Source organism: Variovorax sp., assembly GCF_035634955.1.
Classification (GTDB): domain Bacteria; phylum Pseudomonadota; class Gammaproteobacteria; order Burkholderiales; family Burkholderiaceae_C; genus Variovorax.
Map to the genome: position 1 here is coordinate 143,767 of NZ_DASQBZ010000024.1, position 18,925 is coordinate 162,691.

Here is an 18,925-nt window from a genome sequence, read left to right on the forward strand (position 1 = left end):
GCCTGTGGGGGTCGCGTGGATCGTCGTGCACTTCTTGTGATGCGCTTCGCGCTGTCGATCGCGGCGTTGGTGGCATGCCACGCGCGTGCCGGCTACGCGCAGCTCGCGCCGCCCGCGGGGTGGTCTGCTGGTGGTGGTGCGGGTGGCAGCCTCGCGGGCGCTGCTGCGAACGATGCTGTCCTCGGTTCCCGTGCTGCTGCGGTCATCAACGTGGGCGGCAAGGCGGTGCAGGTTCCTGCCGCGATGCGGCTGGCGGCGAACGCGGGCAGATTCGCCGCGCGTGGGCTGATGCTGTCGCCGCTGACCATTGGAGCTATCGGTGTTGCGTGGCTGGCGTCCAAGTGTCTGGCGTATCAGGATGGGCAGTGGATCAATACATGCGGTGGCTCGACGCCATACCCGCAATCGGATGGGTACGAGTACCGGGCGACGCCGATGGCGTCCTCTGAGTACGTGGTGACGCTTGAGGCGGCGTGTCGGCGGTGGGTGCAAGTGGTGAACGCTACGCCTGGGTGGTTCGCTCCTTCGGCATATCCGGTGACCTTTGTCTCAGTGAGTGGTACGGCGACCTGTACGGCGCGGAGGGCAGACGGGCAGAGCGCTGGGCCGAACATGACTAGGCGTGCCACTACTACGTGTCCTGTGGGGTGGTACATCACCCCGGCCGGGTGCGTTGCAACGGCGCCGCCTGTGCCTGTGACACCGCAGGAGGTCGAGGAGACCATGGCGCCTAAGACGGTGCCGCCTGGGCTGCCGCTGGAGATTCCCAACTACCCCCTGCCGATTGAGTTGCCCATCATCAACCCGACGCCCGGTGAGAGTCCTACGCCTCAGCCGCTCCGCATTCCACAGGGCAATCCAGTGCCGGTGCCGAATACGGATCCGCAGCAGTACAAGCAACCGTTCCTGCGGGTTACCCCGGCGCCGACGCCATCCAGTCCGTGGCAAGTGGACGTGCAGCCTGAGGATGTGGTGTCGAACTCGCCGAGTCCGGTGCTTGAGCCTGAGACACCTGCCGAGGGCACGCCATCGGGCACCACGGAGAAAGAGGACTTCTGTGCTGCGCATCCCAACGTGCTGTCATGCGCTGATCTCGACCAGCCGGAGGACCAGCAGCTGGAGACGAAGGACGTAGGCGGCAACGTGACGCCGGACGGTGGATGGGGCGCAACTAGTGCGGCGTGTCCCGCACCGCGTCACCTGACCGTGCAGGGCCGCGATATCCCGATTCCCTTCGATCTGTTCTGCCAGTACATGGCGGGCATTCGGCCGGTGGTGATCGCCATGGCGTGGCTCACCGCTGCTTTCATCCTGCTCGGCTTTAGGACGGACGACTGATGGGCTTCGGAACCTTTCTCATGGCCGTGGCCGGCCCGCTGGCTCGCAAGGTGCTGGTGTCGCTCGGCTTCGGGCTGGTGACTTACGCGGCGGTGAGTGCTGCGCTCGCGGCTGCGCTCGATGCGGCGAAGGCGGCATGGGCCGGGCTCGCGGGTGAGGCGCTGGCGTTGATCCAGATTGCCGGCATCAACACGGCCGCCTCGATCCTCGCGGGCGCGTTGGTGGCGCGTGTCGCGCTGCAGATGACCAAGCGTATCGGTCTGGTCAAGTAGGAGGCGCGCTGTGCTCACGTTGGTAACTGGTGGCCCTGGGACAGGCAAAACGGCGCTCGTCGTGGATCTGTTGATGAAGCTCGATCCCGGGCGGCCGATCTTCAATCACGGGCTGGAGGGCTTGAAACTTCCGGGTCGGTCCGTCACGGAGTTCGATGCGTCGGAGTGGCCTTCCGAGGTCCCGGACGGTGCCGTGGTTGTGATCGACGAAGCGCAAAGCCTGTGGCGGCCTCGCGGGACCGGCTCGAAGGTGCCGGAGCATGTTGCGCAGCTGGAGACGCACCGGCATCGAGGCTTGGACTTTTTCTGCACAACGCAGGCGCCGCGGCTCATCGACGCGAACGTGCGGTCTCTCGCCGGTCGCCACGTGCATATCCGCGATCAGGGCATTCTGGGTCGTAAGGCGTACGAGTGGCCCGAGTGCAACGAGGCGATGACCTGGCGCAGTTGCGTCAACAAGTGGAACTACAAGCTCCCGAAAAAGACCTTCGATCACTATGTCTCGGCGAGCATCCACACGAAGCCTGTGCGCAAGGTGCCGCCGGCGCTGCTGTGGGCCGCGTTCGCGGTTTTGGCGGCCTGTGTGCTGGTCTTCATGGTTTATCGCGTTGTGGCTCGTTCTGGTGGCTCTCACGAGGCTCCGGCGAAGCCTGGGCCGGCTGTATCGAGCGCGGTCGCGGCGGTGGCACCTGGTGCCGGGGTTTACGGCGCGATCGACGATCGTGTGGACTGGGTTCCGCGCGTGAGCTCGAAGCCGGAGTCGGCACCGGCCTACGACACGCTGCGCAAGGTGGTCGCTATGCCGGTGGTCGCCGGCTGCATGGAGTTCGGCGGCAAGGCAAGGTGCTTCACGCAGCAGGGCACGGATGCCGGGCTGTCTGAGCTGGAGGCGCGCGCCTGGATCGAGCGGCGGCCCTTCAATCCGTATGAGCAACCGGCGCTGCCTGGGCAAGGTGCTCAGGTCGCGCAGGTCGGGCAGCAGTTGCACCAGGTCGACCAGCGCGAAGCCCCGGGGCTCGTGATCTTGGATGGTCCCGGTTGGCGTGATCCGATTGGCGCGCGAGGTAGTACAGCTGTGGCTGCTGCGGGAGCGCGGCCGTGATGTACAGCTGTGGGTGTTTGTCGGCCTGGGGTATGGGGCATTGCCCCATGCTGAGCCTTGCGGCGGTGGCATACAGCTGTGGACGTTCCGCGCAGCGCAACCCTTGCCATACAGCTGTCGGTGCTCGTGCTTGCGGAACAAATGCGTCGTTGGTTTTGGCAGGCCGGGCGGCGTGTGGCCGGCAGCGCTCCCGCGCGGACGGCCGCGCGCAGCGCGGCCTAACTTGTTCAAAGGACACTTTGGAACACATGCCCCATAGCAGGGGTTGAAAAAGGCGAAGCCCGCGACTGCTGCAACAGCCCGGGCTTCTGATCCACCTGAAAGTTAACGAGGTAGGCGGATGTTTCGGATTATCGACGGTGCGTTGTATGAGGGCAAGGTGAGCTATGACGCATGGGACGTGCGGGTGTGGCGCGAGGGCGGGCATACAGAGGTTTCTGCCTCTCGGCCGGTGATCTGGGCTGAGGTGGCGTCAGCCGGGCCGGTGGTGGATCTGTTGGGCAATCTGGTCGAGCCGGAGCCGTTGACCGAAGCTGAACAGGCGGCGCTCGATGCGGAGCGCAAGGAAAAGAACCTGGAACGGGCGGCGCGTCGAGCGCGCACCAAGTGTCGGCGGCTCATCAAAGCCGCGTCTCTCGATGAGATGCTGACGCTGACGTACCGGGAGAATCAGACGGATCGTGCGCTTGCTCAGCGGCACTTCAAGGAATGGGTTCGCCGGATGCGCAGGGCTTTGCCGGAGTTCCGCTACGTGGCGGCGTTGGAGCCTCAAGCACGCGGTGCGTGGCATATCCACCTTGCCACGGATCGGCTGCCAAAGCACGTTTCATACAGGGGTGTTCGCATCGATGCGTGGAAGCTCGGCACGCGTGTGTGGCGGTCGATTGTGGGCGAGGGCAACGGCCTGTGTTTCGTGGGGGGCAAGGATCGATTCGGGCGGCCACGGCGTGATCGCATGAGCATTGCACAGCTGGCTGCCTACGTGTCGAAGTACATCACGAAGGGCTATGCCGATTGCGATGCGGAAGTCAATCGATACAGCTGTTCGTGCGGCCTCGATGCGGGTAAACCTGAATGTCTTCGTCTGCACTGCACGTCGATACGTGACATGGTGGAAACGATTGTTTTTGCAACGAGTCTTGAGCGTGTGGTGGCCATGAGCCTCACGCCGATGGGTGATAGGTTCTGGTTCTGCACAGAGCCGGGAATGAAGCGGGGCAAGCTGAACGATGTTGGTGGGATACGCAAGGGTTAGCACGAGTGAACAAGAGACGCGTGTACAGCTGGATGCATTGAGGGCGGCCGGCGTGCGCAAGGTGTTCAGCGAAAAGACATCCAGTGTTGGCGACAGGCCTGAGCTTAGGCGGGCCATACAGTGTCTCCAGCCTGGGGACGTGCTCGTGGTGTGGAAGCTGGATCGGTTGGCGCGCAGCCTGAAAGACCTTCTACAGCTGTTGGAGGGGCTGAGCCATCGGCGATGCTCGTTCCGGTCTCTGACTGAGCCGATTGACACAACATCGGCGCTCGGGGAGTTTGTTCTACAGATCCTCGGGGCCGTGGCGCAGTTTGAGCGCGCGCTCATTCGGGAGCGGGCGATAGCCGGGCAGGTGGCGGCGTATCGGCGAGGGGTGCGGTGGGGTGGTCAGCCTCGCGTGTTGAGCGATGGCGATGCCGCTGAGGTGGTTCGCTTGCGTGGAACGGGGTTGTTCACGGTGGCGATGCTGGCGGAGATTTTTGAGTGCTCAGAGTCTACGGTGTGGCGTACGTGGTGGCTGGCCACAAAGCCAGGGGCGGGGAAGCTGCGGACTAGGGGGCTCCCGGTCCTCGGCGCCTACCTCTGAGGCGTTTCACCAATGAAGTAAAGTGCCATGCTCGCGATTCTCTCTTTCCTCGATGGATATCCTTCTGCTGGCCTTGCTGACGACGTGCAACGCGTTGTTCGCTATGTCCGAAATGGCATTGTCGACCGCGCGCCGCGCACGCCTGGCGGCGCTGGCCGAAACCGGCGATTCCGGCGCCCGCACGGCGCTGCGGCTGATGGAAGATCCGACCCGCTTCCTGTCGACCGTCCAGATCGGCATCACATCGATCGGCATGCTCAGCGGGATCGTCGGCGAGGCGGCTTTCGCCGGCCCGCTGGCGGTGTGGATGCAGGCCCATGGCATGAGCCCGGGGGCGGCCAGCGTCCTGTCCACGGGACTGGTGGTGGTCTGCATCACCTTCTTTACGATCCTGGTCGGCGAACTGGTGCCCAAGCGCATCGGCCAGCTGTATCCCGAGGCCGTCTCGCGCTGGGTGTCGCGGCCGATGACCTGGCTGGCCAAGGTGGCGCGCCCGTTCGTGCTTCTGCTGTCGGGCTCGACGGCGGCCCTGCTCAAGCTGCTGCGTATCGACGCCAAGGCCGCGCGCACCGTCACCGAGGAGGAAATCTCCGCCAGCCTGGAAGAGGGCGTGGATGCCGGCCTGATCGAGCAGCACGAGCACCAGATGGTGCGCAACGTTTTCCACCTGGATGACCGCCGCCTGACGTCGCTGATGGTTCCGCGCGCCGACATCGAGTGGATGGATGGCGCCGCCACCGTGGCCGAATGCCTGGACAAGGTGGCGAGTTCGGCCGCGCTGGGGCTGGTGCACTCCTGGTATCCGGTCTGCCGGGGTTCGCTGGACGACGTGGTCGGTGTGATCAGTGTCGCCCGGCTGTTGCAGATCGGCCGCGAGCACGAGGGGCCGGTGTCGGCGGCCGCGCAGCCGGCCGCCTTCGTGCCCGAGACGCTCACCGGCATGGAACTGCTGGAGCAATACCGCACGCGAGCCGGCCGACTGGTCTTCGTGGTCGACGAGTACGGGGTCGTGCAGGGCCTGATGACGCCGCGCGACCTGCTCGAGGCCATCACCGGCGAATTGCAACCCGGCCTGCAGGAGGACGCCTGGGCGACGCCGGGCGACGACGGAGCCTGGGAGCTGGACGGCCTGATGCCGGTGTCGGAACTGCGGGCGCGCCTGGGCATTCGCACCCTGCCGGACGAGGAAAAGGGGCGCTACAACACCGTGGCCGGGTTGCTGCTGTCGGTGTCCGGCGAGTTGCCGAAGGTCGGCGAATGCATCGAGGCGGCCGGGTGGCGCTTCGAAGTGCTGGCGCTGGACGGTCGCCGCATCGATCGCGTGCGCGCGCGGCCGCTCGAAGGGGAGCACGCGGCCGAGGGCGGCTGAGACGCCGGCTTTTCAAGAGCGCGCCGCTGGTTCGTCTGGAAGGCACGGGCGCTTCGCACGGGGCGAAGCCGGATCTTCTGCCGAGGACACCAGCCGTGAGCCAGGATCAGCACATTGCCCTGATGGTCGACGAACCCATACCGGGGCACTTCTACTGGATGCTCCTGCGCCAGCAGGATGCCCAGCATCATCCGCAGGTGGTCGAATGCGCGCCGGGGCCGCTGCCGGGATATGCGGCGGCCATGCGGGCCGGCATCGACGCGCTGCAGCGCCGGGCAGACGCCCGCGCCACCGACGAGCGCGAGGCGGCGGCGGGGGCGTGTACCGTGGCGCCCGGCGCCGGCTGGCGCGAGCGCCCGCGCCATCACTGACCGTCGGCGGCTCGCGCGTGCATGCCGTCAGCGGGCATGCCGGTAGGGCGACGCGTGGAACCGCCGCCAGAGCCAGGGCGGTACCGGGTCGTCGTCTGACCAAAGGCCGACGTGCCGGGCGCGGGCTTCGTCTTGCGAGAAGGCGTAGGCGCTTCGCATCTGCGGCGGCTCGGTGTATGCGAACCGCTCGTCCCACCACGCCAGGCCGACCGTCAGCAGTGCGTGGCCGGCATCCAGCGTCAATGGGCAGTTTTCGCTGCGCCTGCCGCCCTTGCGGCAATGATCGGGCGCGACCCAGACGCGGCAGACCTGGCGGCCGTACTTGTCCTCGCGCTTCTGGCATTCGAGCCGCGCCGGCTGGTCCAGGGCGAGTTCCGCCATCTTCTGCCGCGACCGCTGCCCGAACGGCTGCCGGTACTCCGGCGCATCGATTCCCGCGAGCCGCACCGTCACGGTGGCCGCGCGCCCATCGCAGCGTGCCTTGAGCGTGTCGCCGTCCGAGACGGCAAAGACGAAGCAGAGCAAGGCGGCGGTAAAGGACATGGATGGCGCTGCAAGACGGGAAAAAGACGGACGCGGGATTCTGCCCCAGCGCGGGGCCCAGGCCTGGGCGGCGCCGCCCCGGTTACGCTTGGCGCAAACGGAGGCAAGACGCATGGCGACGACGAAAGGCAGCAATCCCGCGGTACTCATCACCGGCGCCAGCCGCGGCATCGGTGCGGCCACCGCATTGGCCGCGGCGCGCGAGGGCTTCGACGTGGCGGTGAACTACGCGAGCGACCACCCAGCCGCCGAGGCGGTGGTGGCGCAGGTGCGGGCGCTGGGGCGCAACGCCGTCGCCGTGGCCGGCGACGTGGCCTCGCAGGCCGCGGTCACGGCGATGTTCGACCAGGCCGAGCAGGCGCTCGGGCCGATCGCGGCGCTGGTCAACAACGCCGGCATCACCGGCCCCATCGGGCGCTTCGCGGACGTCGACATCCACAACCTGGAACGCATCCTCGCCATCAACGTGCTGGGTACCTTCCTGTGCGCGCGCGAAGCCCTGGCCCGTCATGCCGGGCACGGCGCGCTGCGCGTGATCGTCAACGTCTCGTCGGTGGCATCGACCACCGGCAGCCCGGGCGAGTACGTGCACTACGCGGCCAGCAAGGGCGCGGTGGACACGTTCACCGTCGGCCTGGGCAAGGAACTGGCGGCGCAAGGCATTCGCGTGTGCGGCGTCGCGCCAGGCTCGACCTTCACCGAGATCCACGCCAAGGCGGGCGAGCCGGATCGCCCGGCACGGGTGGCGCCGAAGATCCCGCTTGGCCGGCTGGCGCAGCCCGAGGAGATTGCCCAGGCCGTGGTGTGGCTGCTGACCCCGGCGGCCTCGTACGTGACGGCCACGGTGTTGCGGGCGACAGGCGGGTTGTGACCGCCTGCGCGTCCCGGGCTATTGAACGAGGCGACCGTCCATCCACTTTTCTATGGCCATCCAGGTCTCTGGGTGCATTGCTGCCGATGCGTGGTCGCCCTTGACCGATTTGATGGTCAGCGTGGCTTTGTCCCAGGACTGCGGTATGTCGCCAACGAGCGATCGCGCGTCCTGGTCGTCGAATATGAGCAAGGCTTGCGACTGCTGATCGCGCAGCTTCGTCAGCCTCGTCTGAGCGGCGAGGATGTCGACGCCCAGGAGTGCCCGATCGAGTTTGTTCTGGTATTTGGCACTTGCAATGTCTGGCGCGCGAGCGGCCGCCGGGCTGTCGGCAGCGTCGGTCCCGGGTGGGCGGTACCGCAGGAGTGGCGCGACCAATACCATCTTCTTCGGGCGCTTCAATTCGCCGTTCAGCGCGATGGCGGGCAGGGCGCCCAAGCCTTCTCCATGGACGATGGTTTCTCCTGCGAGATTGAGTCTTTTCGCCACGAAACGCGAAGTTGCTTGCGCATCGGCTTCCATCGCCCGTTGCAACCCCTCGGAAGCCAGCCGCCGCGACACGCCGATGCCGTTGCCAACGCTACCGCTGTAGTTGATCGCCAGAACGCTCCAGCGCATGTCGAGGTACCGGCGAGCGGAAGACGAGATCGCATCCGCGTTGTTCAATGGCCCGTCGCCGAACAGGGCCACGAGACCCTTGCTGTCCGGCGTGGTGAACAGCTTCCCGAAGAGGGGCCGATCCGCCGACCCCAGGCTGACGTAGTCGATGCTCTGGATCGCGGTCGAATGCGCCGTAGCCGGGCAGTCCTTTTCGATCTCTCCCCGGGCGGTTGCAATGAGGATCTTCTTTCCTCCATTGACGCTTTCCAGGATCTGCCCGTGACTGCTCCGGCCGGCAATGCTGATGCTCTTGATGTAGTACCCGTGATCTCTCTTGCTCGCGATGGTGGTGCCTATCCTGTTGCGCACGGCCTGCGGAAGATCGAGCCGCAATTCCGAGTCATTGTGGAAACCCAGCAGGCGCCCGTCTTTCGGTGACACGATCGGCTGTGCGAAGGGGAGTCGATCGACGGGTTCCAGGTTCTTCAGGCCGGTGCCCGAAACGATTCCCTCGCCGAGCAGATGCTTGGTCTCGTAGGCGCCCTGTGCCGATGCGTCGAAGGTCAATTGCGCCGCGGGGACTTCGCGCCACGTTGCAGTGAAATCAAGCCGCCCTGCGCCCGTGATGGCGGCAAGGTGCAGGTCTCTGGAGTCTTCGAGAATCGTGCCGGTCGCTTCATCGGGGCCGATGTAGATTCCGGTGACTTCGCCCAGGTCGACGTTCTTGACTGCCTCGGCTCGGATGCGCTCGAGCCGGTCATTTTCCTGATCCGCCGAGATGGAAGTCGTCGGCCCCAGCCGCGTTGCGATTCTCGCAGTGGCCCGGTTCGCCAACGGCACCCGCTCCGTTATCTTCCATTTGGTACGGTCTTTCGAGAACTCGATCTTCAGCAGATTCCTGTCGTTCTCGACCACGAAAAGTATCCGGTCGTCGGCGCCCCATCCCATGACCCGCACGCCAATCGGCGCGGAAACGGTCGTCAAGCATGACCTGATGGCATTGCGGTTGACCGCGCATTCCGTGTCGAGGATGTTCAGCCGCGTCCCGTCGGCGATTGTCGAGTGCTTCCGGCTGATGTTCTGATCGAAAACCGCAAATCTTGCGGATGGCGAGAACGTGATGCGCTCCGCCGCGCCCGGCTTGCAAAGCTCCTCTTCCTTTGCCTCGTAGGACGCTGCCCAGAAGTCGATCAACTGCGCTTCGTTCTTCAGACTTGCGCCAACCTCTGCGCTGGCCAAGAGCAGCCCCAATACGACCGTGAGGGATGCGGATTTCACGAAATACTTCGCCCGTGCTTGGAGTTGAGCAATCGAAGCCGGCCATCGACTTGCACTTGCGTCAATTCGTGACGCGAGGCATCGCAAAAATGTTCCATTTTCTCAATTTTGTTTCTTGGAATTTGGCGCTATCAATCCTCTATTCATGCAGGTTTGTTTTGTATAAGAGTGTCAAGAGGCAATATTGTGAAGCGCACCGCGCGTGTTTATAGCGCGCGCGGTATATCGCGGCAAATGACGTAGGTTGCCGATGTGTATATTGGCTGGAAATTCGAGTGATTTTCTATTTGGTGTTATTTACTCGAAGAAAACGTTGTGGCGCCTGAACATCCGCGCCTGCCCGGGCTATCACTCGAAGCCGCTGGAATATCGGGCTTTTGCGTGCGTGAAGAAGGTCACCCGATCTTTTCTGGAGACCTTGGAACGGGCCACTTCACGCCAGATGTTGGTCGAGCATCAAAGAAAGCATCAGTTGGCGCACCAGTGACAGGCCCTGCGCCGGCGCGCGGCGCGCCAGCGTCACCACCCCGAACAGTGCCGTCGAATTCACCGGCGGATCCATGTCCAGTTCGACCAGACCGCTGCCTGCCGCATGGATCGCCAGCAGCACCGCGTCGCTTCGGCGCGTGACTTCGACCAGGCTGGCGATTTCCTCGCAGCGCAGGCTGACGCACCGGTCCGGGTGCGCGGCGGGGCCGAAGCGGTCCACCAGCACCCGCACCACTTCGTCGCTCAGGGGAGTGGAGGCGAGCGGGTAACGCAGGACCTCGTCGAAGCGCACGCGCCGGCGGCCGGCCAGCGGGTGTTCCGGACGGCACATGAAGGTGCCGCGCATCTCGCGCAGGCTGTCGACCTGCAGGTCGGGCGCCGGCGCCAGCGAGCGGGCGTCCACCACCAGCGCGTCGAGCATGCGCTCGCGCAGCGCGTGCACCAGCAGGTCGGTACGGGCGCGCGAAATGTCCACGCGCAGGCCGGGGTGGCGGGCAGCGGCTTCCAGCAGCAGCGGGGTCATCAGCACCGCGCCCGGGCCGGATCCCATGCCGATGCGCAGGACGCCAGCCTCGCCGCGCGCCATCCGCCGGCCGGTGTCCTGAAGTTCGTCGGCGTCGGCCACGATCTGCCGCGCGCGGATGAGCAGTTCGCGCCCTGCGGCGGTCAATTCGCTGCGCCGGCCGACGCGGTCGAAGAGCGCCTGGCCCAGCTCCGACTCGAGCGCGCGGATGCTGCGGCTGAGTGCCGGCTGGCTGATGAAAAGGCGCTCGGCGGTGCGGCTGAACGAGCCGGAATCCGCCAAGGCCACCAGATGGCGAAGCTGTACCAGCGTCATGTCGTTCCGCCCAGTCCGCTATTCGTATAACTTCAATGCATCGATTGTGCTTCAACAATGCATTGGACCTTGCCGGACCGCGTTCCTACCATTCCGCGAAGCCGCCTGGCACCCAACATTCAGGAGACACACGAGATGAGAGCATTTGCCCGTTCACTGCTGGCCCCCGCATTCGCGGCATTGGGCCTGACGGCCCTTGGCGTTGGCGCAGCGCAGGCCGACGAGTACCCGAGCCGGCCGGTGAGCATCATGGTGCCTTACCCCGCGGGCGGACCGTCGGATGCCATGGCGCGCATCGTCAGCATCGCTTTGACCAAGGAACTGGCGCAGCCGGTGGTGGTGGAGAACCTTGGCGGCGTCAGCGGCGCGCTGGCGGCGCAGAAGGTGCTATCGGCCCGGCACGACGGTTACTACGTGTTCCAGGGCTCGCCCAACGAGGTGATCCTGGCGTCGTTGGCCAACTCGGCGGTGAAGGTCAAGAGCGAGGACTTCCGGCTGGTGCATCCGGCCGCGGATGCGGTCATGGTGTTCGTCGCGCGCAAGGACCTGCCGGTGTCGAACGTGGACGAGCTGATCGCGCTGGCGCGCAAGAACCCCGACAAGCCGCTCACGTACGGCAGCGTGGGCATCGGCTCGCTCTACCACCTGGTGCTGGAGGATGTGCAGAAGCGCGCCGGCGTGCGCCTGCTGCATGCGCCGTACAAGGGCAACGCACCGGTGCTGCAGGACATCGGCGGCGGCCAGCTCGACTTCGCGGTGCTGGTCTACAGCGCGGCCATGGGCGCGCTGGCCGAGCAGGGCAAGGTCAAGGTGATCGGGCAGCTGGGCGCCGAGCGCTCGCCTCTGCTCAAGGACGTGCCGACCGTGGCCGAAGGACAGGCGCTCAAGGGCCTGTCGTACCGCACCTGGAGCGGCTACCTGGTGCCGCGCGATACGCCCGAGCCGGTCGTGCAGAAGTTGCACGCGGCCATCGGCCGCGCGCTGCAGGATCCGGAAGTGCGCACGCAACTGCAAGCGCAGACGCAATCGGCGTCGGCGCCGATGACGCTGGCCGAGGCCGACCAGTTCTTGTCGCGCGAGACGGCCCGCTACCGCGAGTTGGCCGCATCCATCGGCCTGCAACCGCAGTGACGTGCTGGGCCCCATTCCAGCCGCCCAGGCGGCAACATCCTCTCATCGACCATGACCTATCTGCTTGACGCACTGGCCGCCCGCGCCGGCGAATTCATCCAGCTGCGCCGCGACATTCACCAGCATCCCGAGCTGGCGTTCGAGGAGCACCGCACCTCCGCGCTGGTGGCCGACAAGCTGCAAGGCTGGGGTTACGAGGTGGCGCGCGGCATCGGTGGCACTGGCGTGGTGGGCCGGCTGGTGCGTGGCAGCGGCACGCGGCGCCTGGGCCTGCGGGCGGACATGGACGCCTTGCCGATCGACGAGGCCAGCGGCGCCGAGTGGACGAGCCGGCACCCGGGCGTGATGCATGCCTGCGGGCACGACGGACACACCGCGATGCTGCTGGCCGCCGCTCGCCACCTGGCCGAGCAGGGCAACTTCGACGGCTCGCTCAACCTCATCTTCCAGCCTGCCGAGGAAGGCGGCGGCGGCGCGCTGCGCATGATGGACGACGGCCTGTTCGAGCGATTCCCGTGCGACGCGGTCTTCGCCATGCACAACATGCCCGGCTACCCGCAGGGTCACTTCGTGCTGCGTGAGGGCGCGTTCATGGCCTCGTCGGACTACGCCACTGTCACGCTGCACGGCGTGGGCGGACACGGTGCGCTGCCGCACCGCACGGCCGACCCGATCGTGGCGGCAGCCAGCATCGTGCTGGCACTGCAGACGGTGGTGTCGCGCAACGTCGACCCGCTGCAGATGGCGGTGGTCACCGTCGGCGCCATCCATTCGGGCAAGGCCAACAACGTGATCCCGGCCAGCGCCACGCTGGAGCTGAGCGTGCGCGCGCTCGATCGCGAGGTGCGCCAGCTGGTGGAGCAGCGTGTCAAGGCGCTGGTCGCGGCCCAGGCGGAGAGCTTCGGCGTGCGCGCCGAGGTCGACTGGCGACCGGGCTACGCAGTGCTGGTCAACACCCCGCAGGAGACCGCCTTCGCGCGCGACATTGCCACCGAACTGGTCGGTGCGGACAAGGTCGTCCCGCAAGGGCGGCAGGTGTCCGGCAGCGAGGATTTCGCGTTCATGCTCGAGCGCGTGCCGGGCAGCTACCTGTTCATCGGCAACGGCGCGGGCGACGACGCCGGCGCCTGCATGGTGCACAACCCGGGGTACGACTTCAACGACGGCAACGTGGCCATCGGCAGCGCGTACTGGGTGCTGCTGGCCGAGCGGTTCCTGGCCGCGCGCTGATGGTCCTGCGCGCGGCGCCTCCGCGCGCTCAGTGGTTGTCCCGCGGCAACCCCATCGTCTCGTTCACCCGCTGGTACTTCACCGCCGGCTTGAGCACCATGCCGTTGGACAACTCGTCCACCATGCCGCGCTGGATTTCCTGCCAGGGCGTCTGGCTCGGCGGGTACGGATAGCCGCCGGCCTTCTCCAGTTCGGTGCGGCGGCGCGCCAGTTCATCGTCGGGCACCAGCATGTTGGCGCTGCGCTTCTTCAGGTCGAAGCGCACCCGGTCGCCGGTCCTCAGCAGCGCCAGGCCGCCGCCGGTGGCCGCCTCGGGCGAAGCGTTGAGGATGGACGGGGAGCCGGAGGTGCCGGACTGCCGTCCGTCGCCGATGCAGGGCAGGGCGGTGATGCCTTTCTTGAGCAGATAGGCCGGCGGGCGCATGTTCACCACCTCGGCCGCGCCGGGGTAGCCAATGGGACCGACGCCGCGCATGAAGAGCACGCAGTGCGCATCGATCTTCAGCTTGGGGTTGTCGATGCGCGCGTGGTAGTCCTCCGGTCCGTCGAACACCACGGCACGGCCTTCGAAGGCCATCGGGTCCTGGGGGTTCTCGAGGTAGCGCTGGCGGAACTCGGGCGTGATGACGCTGGTCTTCATGATCGCCGAGTCGAACAGGTTGCCGCTGAAGTTGAGGAACCCGGCGTCCTTCTTCAGCGGCTTGGCGTACGGCCAGATGACCTTGCGGTCGGTCGCGAAGTGCCCTTCGCAGTTCTCGACCAGCGTCTTGCCATTGACCGTGAGCGCGGGCTGGATCTTGCCGCGGGCGATCAGTTCCGCCACCACCGCCGGCACGCCGCCGGCGCGGTAGAAGTCCTCGCCCAGGTATTCGCCGGCCGGTTGCAGGTTGACCAGCAGCGGCACCTTGTAGCCGAGCTTTTCCCAATCGGCGTTGGACAGCGGCACGCCGATGTGGCGGGCGATGGCGTTCAGGTGGATCGGCGCGTTGGTCGAACCGCCGATGGCCGAGTTGACGATGATGGCGTTCTCGAACGCGGCCCGCGTGAGGATGTCCGAGGGCTTGAGGTTCTCGCGCACCATCTCGACGATGCGCTTGCCGGTCATGTAGGCCATTTCCTGGCGGTCGCGATACGGCGCCGGAATGGCGGCGCTGCCCGGCAGCGTCATGCCCAGCGCCTCGGCCAGCGCGTTCATGGTGCTGGCGGTGCCCATGGTGTTGCAGTGGCCGGTGGACGGTGCCGACGACGCCACCAGCTTGAGAAAGCCCTCGTAGCCGATCTCGCCGGCGGCCATCATCTCGCGTGCGCGCCAGACGATGGTGCCCGAGCCGGTACGCTGGCCGTCGTACCAGCCGTTGAGCATCGGCCCGGAATTGAGCGCGATGGCCGGAATGTCGACCGTGGCCGCAGCCATGATCTGCGCCGGCGTGGTCTTGTCGCAACCGGTGGTGAGCACCACGCCGTCGATCGGGTAGCCGTACAGCACTTCGACCAGGGACAGGTATTGCAGGTTTCGGTCGAGCGAAGCGGTCGGGCGCTTGCAGGTTTCCTGGATCGGGTGCAGCGGGAACTCGAAGGCGATGCCGCCCGCGTCGCGAATGCCCTCGCGCATGCGTTCGGCCAGCACGAGGTGATGCCGGTTGCACGGCGCGATGTCGGAGCCCGACTGCGCGATGCCGATGATCGGCCGGCCCGACTGCAACTCTTCCAGGCCGAGCCCGAAGTTCATGGTGCGCTCTATGTACAGCGCCGTCATGTCGGCATTGGCCGGGTTGTCGAACCAGGCCTGCGAGCGCAGGCGCGGCGCGGCCTGCTTGCCGGCCTTCCTGCTCCTGGCGGGTGCGGCGGCCTTGGCCTTGGTGCTTTTCTTCATGGGGCGTGGATCGGGAGTGGGCATCTCAGGCAAGTCCCTTGAGGGTCTGGTCGGCGTTGGGCTGGGCGCGGCAATCGTCGATGTACTGCCGGATGATTTCTGCGAAATTTTCGTGCGGGCGCAAGCCCAGTCGTGCGGCGCGCGCGGCCGATGCGCCGGTGGGCCAGTTGGCCACGATGTTCGCCACGCGTTCGTCGCGCTCGAAGCGCACCCGCGCCCTCACCGCGCTGCCGGCAACTTCCTCCAGCGCGTCGAGCATGTCGGCCACACGGATGTTCAGGCCCGGCAGGTTGAGCGCCGTGCGGCCGCAGAAGGCCTCGCGGCTGGCCTCGAAGACCGCGATCAGCCCTTCGACGGTGCGCGTCGGCGACGAGATGGGATGCGACACGTCGGGCGAGACCGGGCAGATCGCCTCGACGCCGGCCAGCGGCTCGCGGATGATGCCGCTGAAGAAGGATGATGCGGCTCCGTTCGGCCGGCCGGGGCGCACGGTGACGGTCATCAGCCGGGCGGCCCGGCCATCGACGTAGCCTTTGCGGGTGTAGTCGGAGATCAGGTGCTCGCACACCAGCTTCTGCGTGCCGTACGAGGTCTGCGGGGTGGGCAGCGTGTCGTCCGCCACCACCGCGGGGAAGGGCACTGCCGGGTCCGGTCCGAACACGGCGATGGAACTGGAGAACACCAGCCGGGTCGGCGTGCCGCCTGCCTCGGTGCGGGCGCGCAACGCATCGAGCAGGGCGCGGGTGCTGTCGAGGTTGGAACTCAGGCCGAGCTGGAAGTCGGCTTCGCATTCGCCGGAGACGGCCGATGCGAGGTGGAAGACGCCGTCGAAGGCTTCCGTGCGCAGGGCGTCGGTCTGTGTCAGCAGCGCTCCGGTGCGTGCCTCGACACGCGGGTCCGCCAGAAGGTCGGGGGGAGGTGGCGCGATGTCGGTGAGCACCATCCGCTCGATGCGCCGGCCCGACAGCTCGCTGCGCGCCAGCAGCGCCCGCGCCAGGCGAGCGCCGACGAAGCCGCCGCCGCCCGTGATCATCAGTTTCATGGGGAGATCTCCTTGACTCGTTGTGGCGCGATTCTGCGCCCGGGGCCGCCGCGTCGCTTGTTGCGGTTCGCGCCCTTTTCGAAGCTCGATGATCAGGTCATCATACAAATGATCTCAGGGTTGACACGGGTTGGTTTGCCCGGATGGCGACTGGCCTGACCCCTGGCCGATACTGCGCCGCTGCGGTGGTCGGCCGACAACTGAAACCCGCCACAGCCCTGGCTGAAACCGATTTCTCGCCATCTGGAGGTTCGACTGCATGGCAAGTGTCACGATCCGGTCCGTCAAGAAGAATTTCGGCGAGGTGCCGGTGCTCCATGGGGTCGACATCGACATCCTGGACGGCTCCTTCACCGTGCTTGTCGGCCCGTCCGGCTGCGGCAAGTCCACCTTGCTGCGCCTGATCGCCGGGCTGGAGGAAATCAACGGCGGCGACATCCTGATCGGCGAGCGCCGGGTGAACGACCTGCCGCCCAAGCAGCGCGACATCGCCATGGTGTTCCAGAACTACGCGCTCTATCCGCACATGACGGTGCGGCAGAACATGGCCTTCTCGCTGGCGCTGGCCAAGGCGGACAGGGCCACCATCGAGTCCAAGGTGGCGCGCGCGGCCGAGATCCTGGCGCTGACGCCGTTGCTCGAGCGCTATCCGCGCCAGCTGTCCGGCGGACAGCGCCAGCGCGTGGCAATGGGCCGCGCCATCGTGCGCGACCCCCAGGTGTTCCTGTTCGACGAGCCTTTGTCGAACCTCGACGCCAAGCTGCGCGTGGCGATGCGCAGCGAGATCAAGGAACTGCACCAGCGCCTGCGCACCACGTCGATCTACGTCACGCACGACCAGATCGAGGCGATGACCATGGGCGACCAGATCGTGGTGATGCGTGACGGCCGCATCGAGCAGACCGGCGATCCGCTGTCGCTCTACGACCATCCGGCCAACCAGTTCGTGGCGGGCTTCATCGGATCGCCGGCCATGAATTTCCTGCCCGGCGTGCTGCGCCTGAGCGGCGGCGAGGCCCATGTCGAGCTGGCCGACGGCACCATGCTCGGCGCGCCGCTGGGCGCCGGCGGCCAGGACGGGCAGCCGGTGGTGTACGGCACGCGGCCGGAACACCTGACGCTGACCAGCGGCCACGGCATTCCTGCCCACGTCGCGGTGCTCGAGCCGACCGGCATGGATACCTTCGTGGCCTGTCGCCACGGCGGGGCCGACCTGTCCGCCGTGTTCCGCGAACGCCATGCGTTTGCGCCCGGCACCGTCATCCACCTCGAGCCCGACCGGCAGCGCGCCCACCTGTTCGATGCGGCCACCGGCCAGCGGCTGGTGGCCTGAGAGCCTTTTGCGAATCCTGTCCTTCAAGCGTCCGTAGTTGTTCAACACACGAAAGAGGAGACACGAATGAACGAATTCAATCGCCGCAAGTTCCTGGAAGGGTCCGCCGGCGTCGCGGCGGCAGCCTCGCTGGGCGTGGGCGGCGCCATGTTCACCACCTCGGCCAACGCGCAGTCGGCGGTGACGTTCAAGCCGGAAAAAGGCGCCAAGCTGCGCGTGCTGCGCTGGAGCCGCTTCGTGCAGGGCGACATCGACGCTTACATGGCGAACGTCAAGGCTTTCACCGAGAAGACCGGGGTCGAGGTTCGGGTGGACAACGAGAATTGGGAGGACGTCCGGCCCAAGGCCGCGGTGGCTGCGAATACCGGTGCCGGACCGGACATCATTTTGTCGACGAACGACGACGCCAACCTGTACCCCGACAAGCTGCTCGACGTGACCGACCTGGCCGAGTACCTGGGCAAGAAGTACGGCGGCTGGTACCCGGCGGTGCAGCAGTACCTGCGCCCGGACGGCAAGCGCTGGATCGGGCTGGGCCTGGGCGCGGCCGGCTCGATGATCGTCTACCGCAAGAGCCAGATCGAGGCTGTCGGCTTCAAGGAGTTTCCCAAGGACACCGCCGGCTACCTCAAGCTGCTTCAGGCGCTCAAGGAAAAGGGAACGCCTGCCGGCTTCGCGCTGGGCAATGCCACCGGCGACAGCCTCTGGACCAACTGGCTGATGTGGTCGCACGGCGGCAAGCTGGTGGACAAGAGCAACAAGGTGGTCATCAACAGTCCGGAGACGGGCAAGGCGCTGGAGTACGGCAAGCAGCTGTACGCGACGTTCATTCCCGGCACGCTGTCCTGGCTCGACCCGAGCAACAACAAGGCCTTCCTTGACGGCCAGATCTCGGTGACGAACAACGGCATCTCGATCTACGTGGCCGCCAAGAACTCGCAGGACGCGAAGATGAAGGCGATGGCGGACGACATCTACCATGCCGCCTTCCCGGTCGGGCCGGTGGGCACGCCGACCGAGTCGCACCTGTTCTTCAACCAGATGGTGATGAAGTACACCAAGTACCCGAATGCGGCCAAGGAGTTCCTGCGCTTCATGATGGAGCGCGAGCAGTTCGACAAGTGGCTGACCGGCGCGGCCGGGTACGTCGCGCATCCGCTGGCGGCCTACGAGAGCAGCCCGATCTGGACTGCCGACCCCAAGAACACCGCCTACCGCGACGCGGTGAAGAACATGCGCCCCACCGGCTACGAGGGCAGGCTCGGCTACGCCTCGGCCGGTGCCGGCGCCGACTTCATCGTGGCCAACATGGTGGCCGAGGCGATCAGCGGCTCCAAGTCGCCCCAGGAGGCGATGGAGCGGGCGCAGAAGCGGGCGGAGCGTTACTACAAGGTTTGATATCCC

At 66.5% G+C, this 18,925-nt stretch carries 17 protein-coding genes; 12 read left to right on the top strand and 5 right to left on the bottom strand.

Annotated features, from left to right (window positions below; all coding sequences use genetic code 11):
- The first annotated feature begins 39 nt into the window (after positions 1-39).
- The 7 genes from VES41_RS13610 (at position 40) to VES41_RS13640 (ending at position 6,293) form a co-directional block, all read left to right on the top strand.
- Complete coding sequence (locus VES41_RS13610; protein ID WP_324817760.1) at positions 40-1,338, top strand: virulence factor TspB C-terminal domain-related protein; 1,299 nt, start codon at positions 40-42, stop codon at positions 1,336-1,338.
- The gene (locus tag VES41_RS13615; protein ID WP_324817763.1) at positions 1,338-1,610 is read left to right on the top strand and encodes a DUF2523 family protein; all 273 of its coding nucleotides are present in this window, start codon (positions 1,338-1,340) and stop codon (positions 1,608-1,610) included. The genes VES41_RS13610 and VES41_RS13615 overlap by 1 nt, the downstream gene beginning before the upstream one ends.
- A 10-nt stretch (positions 1,611-1,620) precedes the next feature.
- Complete coding sequence (locus VES41_RS13620) at positions 1,621-2,712, top strand: zonular occludens toxin domain-containing protein (RefSeq protein WP_324817765.1); 1,092 nt, start codon at positions 1,621-1,623, stop codon at positions 2,710-2,712.
- A 340-nt stretch (positions 2,713-3,052) separates the two neighbouring features.
- Positions 3,053-3,967 (top strand): rolling circle replication-associated protein, encoded by a 915-nt coding sequence (locus VES41_RS13625; protein WP_324817767.1) that lies wholly within the window; start codon positions 3,053-3,055, stop codon positions 3,965-3,967.
- On the top strand, positions 3,942-4,553 hold the full coding sequence (locus VES41_RS13630) for a recombinase family protein (RefSeq protein ID WP_324817769.1): 612 nt from the start codon (positions 3,942-3,944) through the stop codon (positions 4,551-4,553). Before VES41_RS13625 ends, VES41_RS13630 begins: the two co-directional genes overlap by 26 nt.
- 52 nt (positions 4,554-4,605) lie before the next feature.
- Complete coding sequence (locus tag VES41_RS13635) at positions 4,606-5,922, top strand: hemolysin family protein (protein WP_324817772.1); 1,317 nt, start codon at positions 4,606-4,608, stop codon at positions 5,920-5,922.
- Positions 5,923-6,017: 95 nt separating this feature from the next.
- Positions 6,018-6,293 (top strand): hypothetical protein, encoded by a 276-nt coding sequence (locus VES41_RS13640; protein WP_324817774.1) that lies wholly within the window; start codon positions 6,018-6,020, stop codon positions 6,291-6,293.
- 27 nt (positions 6,294-6,320) lie between these two features.
- On the opposite strand, the gene VES41_RS13645 is transcribed toward VES41_RS13640, so the two are convergent.
- On the bottom strand, positions 6,321-6,836 hold the full coding sequence (locus VES41_RS13645) for a thermonuclease family protein (protein ID WP_324817776.1): 516 nt from the start codon (positions 6,834-6,836) through the stop codon (positions 6,321-6,323).
- 112 nt (positions 6,837-6,948) lie between these two features.
- Here VES41_RS13645 and VES41_RS13650 point away from each other — a divergent pair, with 112 nt between their 5' ends.
- Positions 6,949-7,707, top strand: a complete 759-nt coding sequence (locus VES41_RS13650) for an SDR family oxidoreductase (RefSeq protein ID WP_324817779.1) — start codon at positions 6,949-6,951, stop codon at positions 7,705-7,707.
- A gap of 18 nt (positions 7,708-7,725) precedes the next feature.
- On the opposite strand, the gene VES41_RS13655 is transcribed toward VES41_RS13650, so the two are convergent.
- Entirely contained in the window at positions 7,726-9,585 is a 1,860-nt protein-coding gene (locus tag VES41_RS13655; RefSeq protein WP_324817780.1) for a hypothetical protein, read from the bottom strand.
- 433 nt (positions 9,586-10,018) lie between these two features.
- Positions 10,019-10,912: a LysR family transcriptional regulator gene (locus VES41_RS13660; RefSeq protein ID WP_324817782.1), complete on the bottom strand. Its 894-nt coding sequence runs from the start codon at positions 10,910-10,912 to the stop codon at positions 10,019-10,021.
- A 135-nt stretch (positions 10,913-11,047) separates the two neighbouring features.
- Between VES41_RS13660 and VES41_RS13665 the strand changes: the two genes are divergently transcribed.
- A complete protein-coding gene (locus tag VES41_RS13665) occupies positions 11,048-12,043 on the top strand; it encodes a tripartite tricarboxylate transporter substrate binding protein (protein WP_324817785.1) in 996 nt (331 codons plus the stop codon).
- A gap of 51 nt (positions 12,044-12,094) precedes the next feature.
- A complete protein-coding gene (locus VES41_RS13670; RefSeq protein ID WP_324817787.1) occupies positions 12,095-13,273 on the top strand; it encodes a M20 aminoacylase family protein in 1,179 nt (392 codons plus the stop codon).
- Between the two features lie 28 nt (positions 13,274-13,301).
- Here the strand turns inward: VES41_RS13670 and VES41_RS13675 are convergent, their stop codons facing one another.
- Entirely contained in the window at positions 13,302-15,146 is a 1,845-nt protein-coding gene (locus VES41_RS13675; RefSeq protein ID WP_324817790.1) for an IlvD/Edd family dehydratase, read from the bottom strand.
- 25 nt (positions 15,147-15,171) lie between these two features.
- Positions 15,172-16,188 (bottom strand): D-erythronate dehydrogenase, encoded by a 1,017-nt coding sequence (gene denD, locus VES41_RS13680; protein WP_324817792.1) that lies wholly within the window; start codon positions 16,186-16,188, stop codon positions 15,172-15,174.
- Between the two features lie 259 nt (positions 16,189-16,447).
- Between denD and VES41_RS13685 the strand changes: the two genes are divergently transcribed.
- Entirely contained in the window at positions 16,448-17,521 is a 1,074-nt protein-coding gene (locus tag VES41_RS13685; RefSeq protein WP_324817795.1) for a sn-glycerol-3-phosphate ABC transporter ATP-binding protein UgpC, read from the top strand.
- A 66-nt stretch (positions 17,522-17,587) separates the two neighbouring features.
- The gene (locus tag VES41_RS13690) at positions 17,588-18,919 is read left to right on the top strand and encodes an ABC transporter substrate-binding protein (RefSeq protein ID WP_324817797.1); all 1,332 of its coding nucleotides are present in this window, start codon (positions 17,588-17,590) and stop codon (positions 18,917-18,919) included.
- Positions 18,920-18,925: the final 6 nt, after the last annotated feature.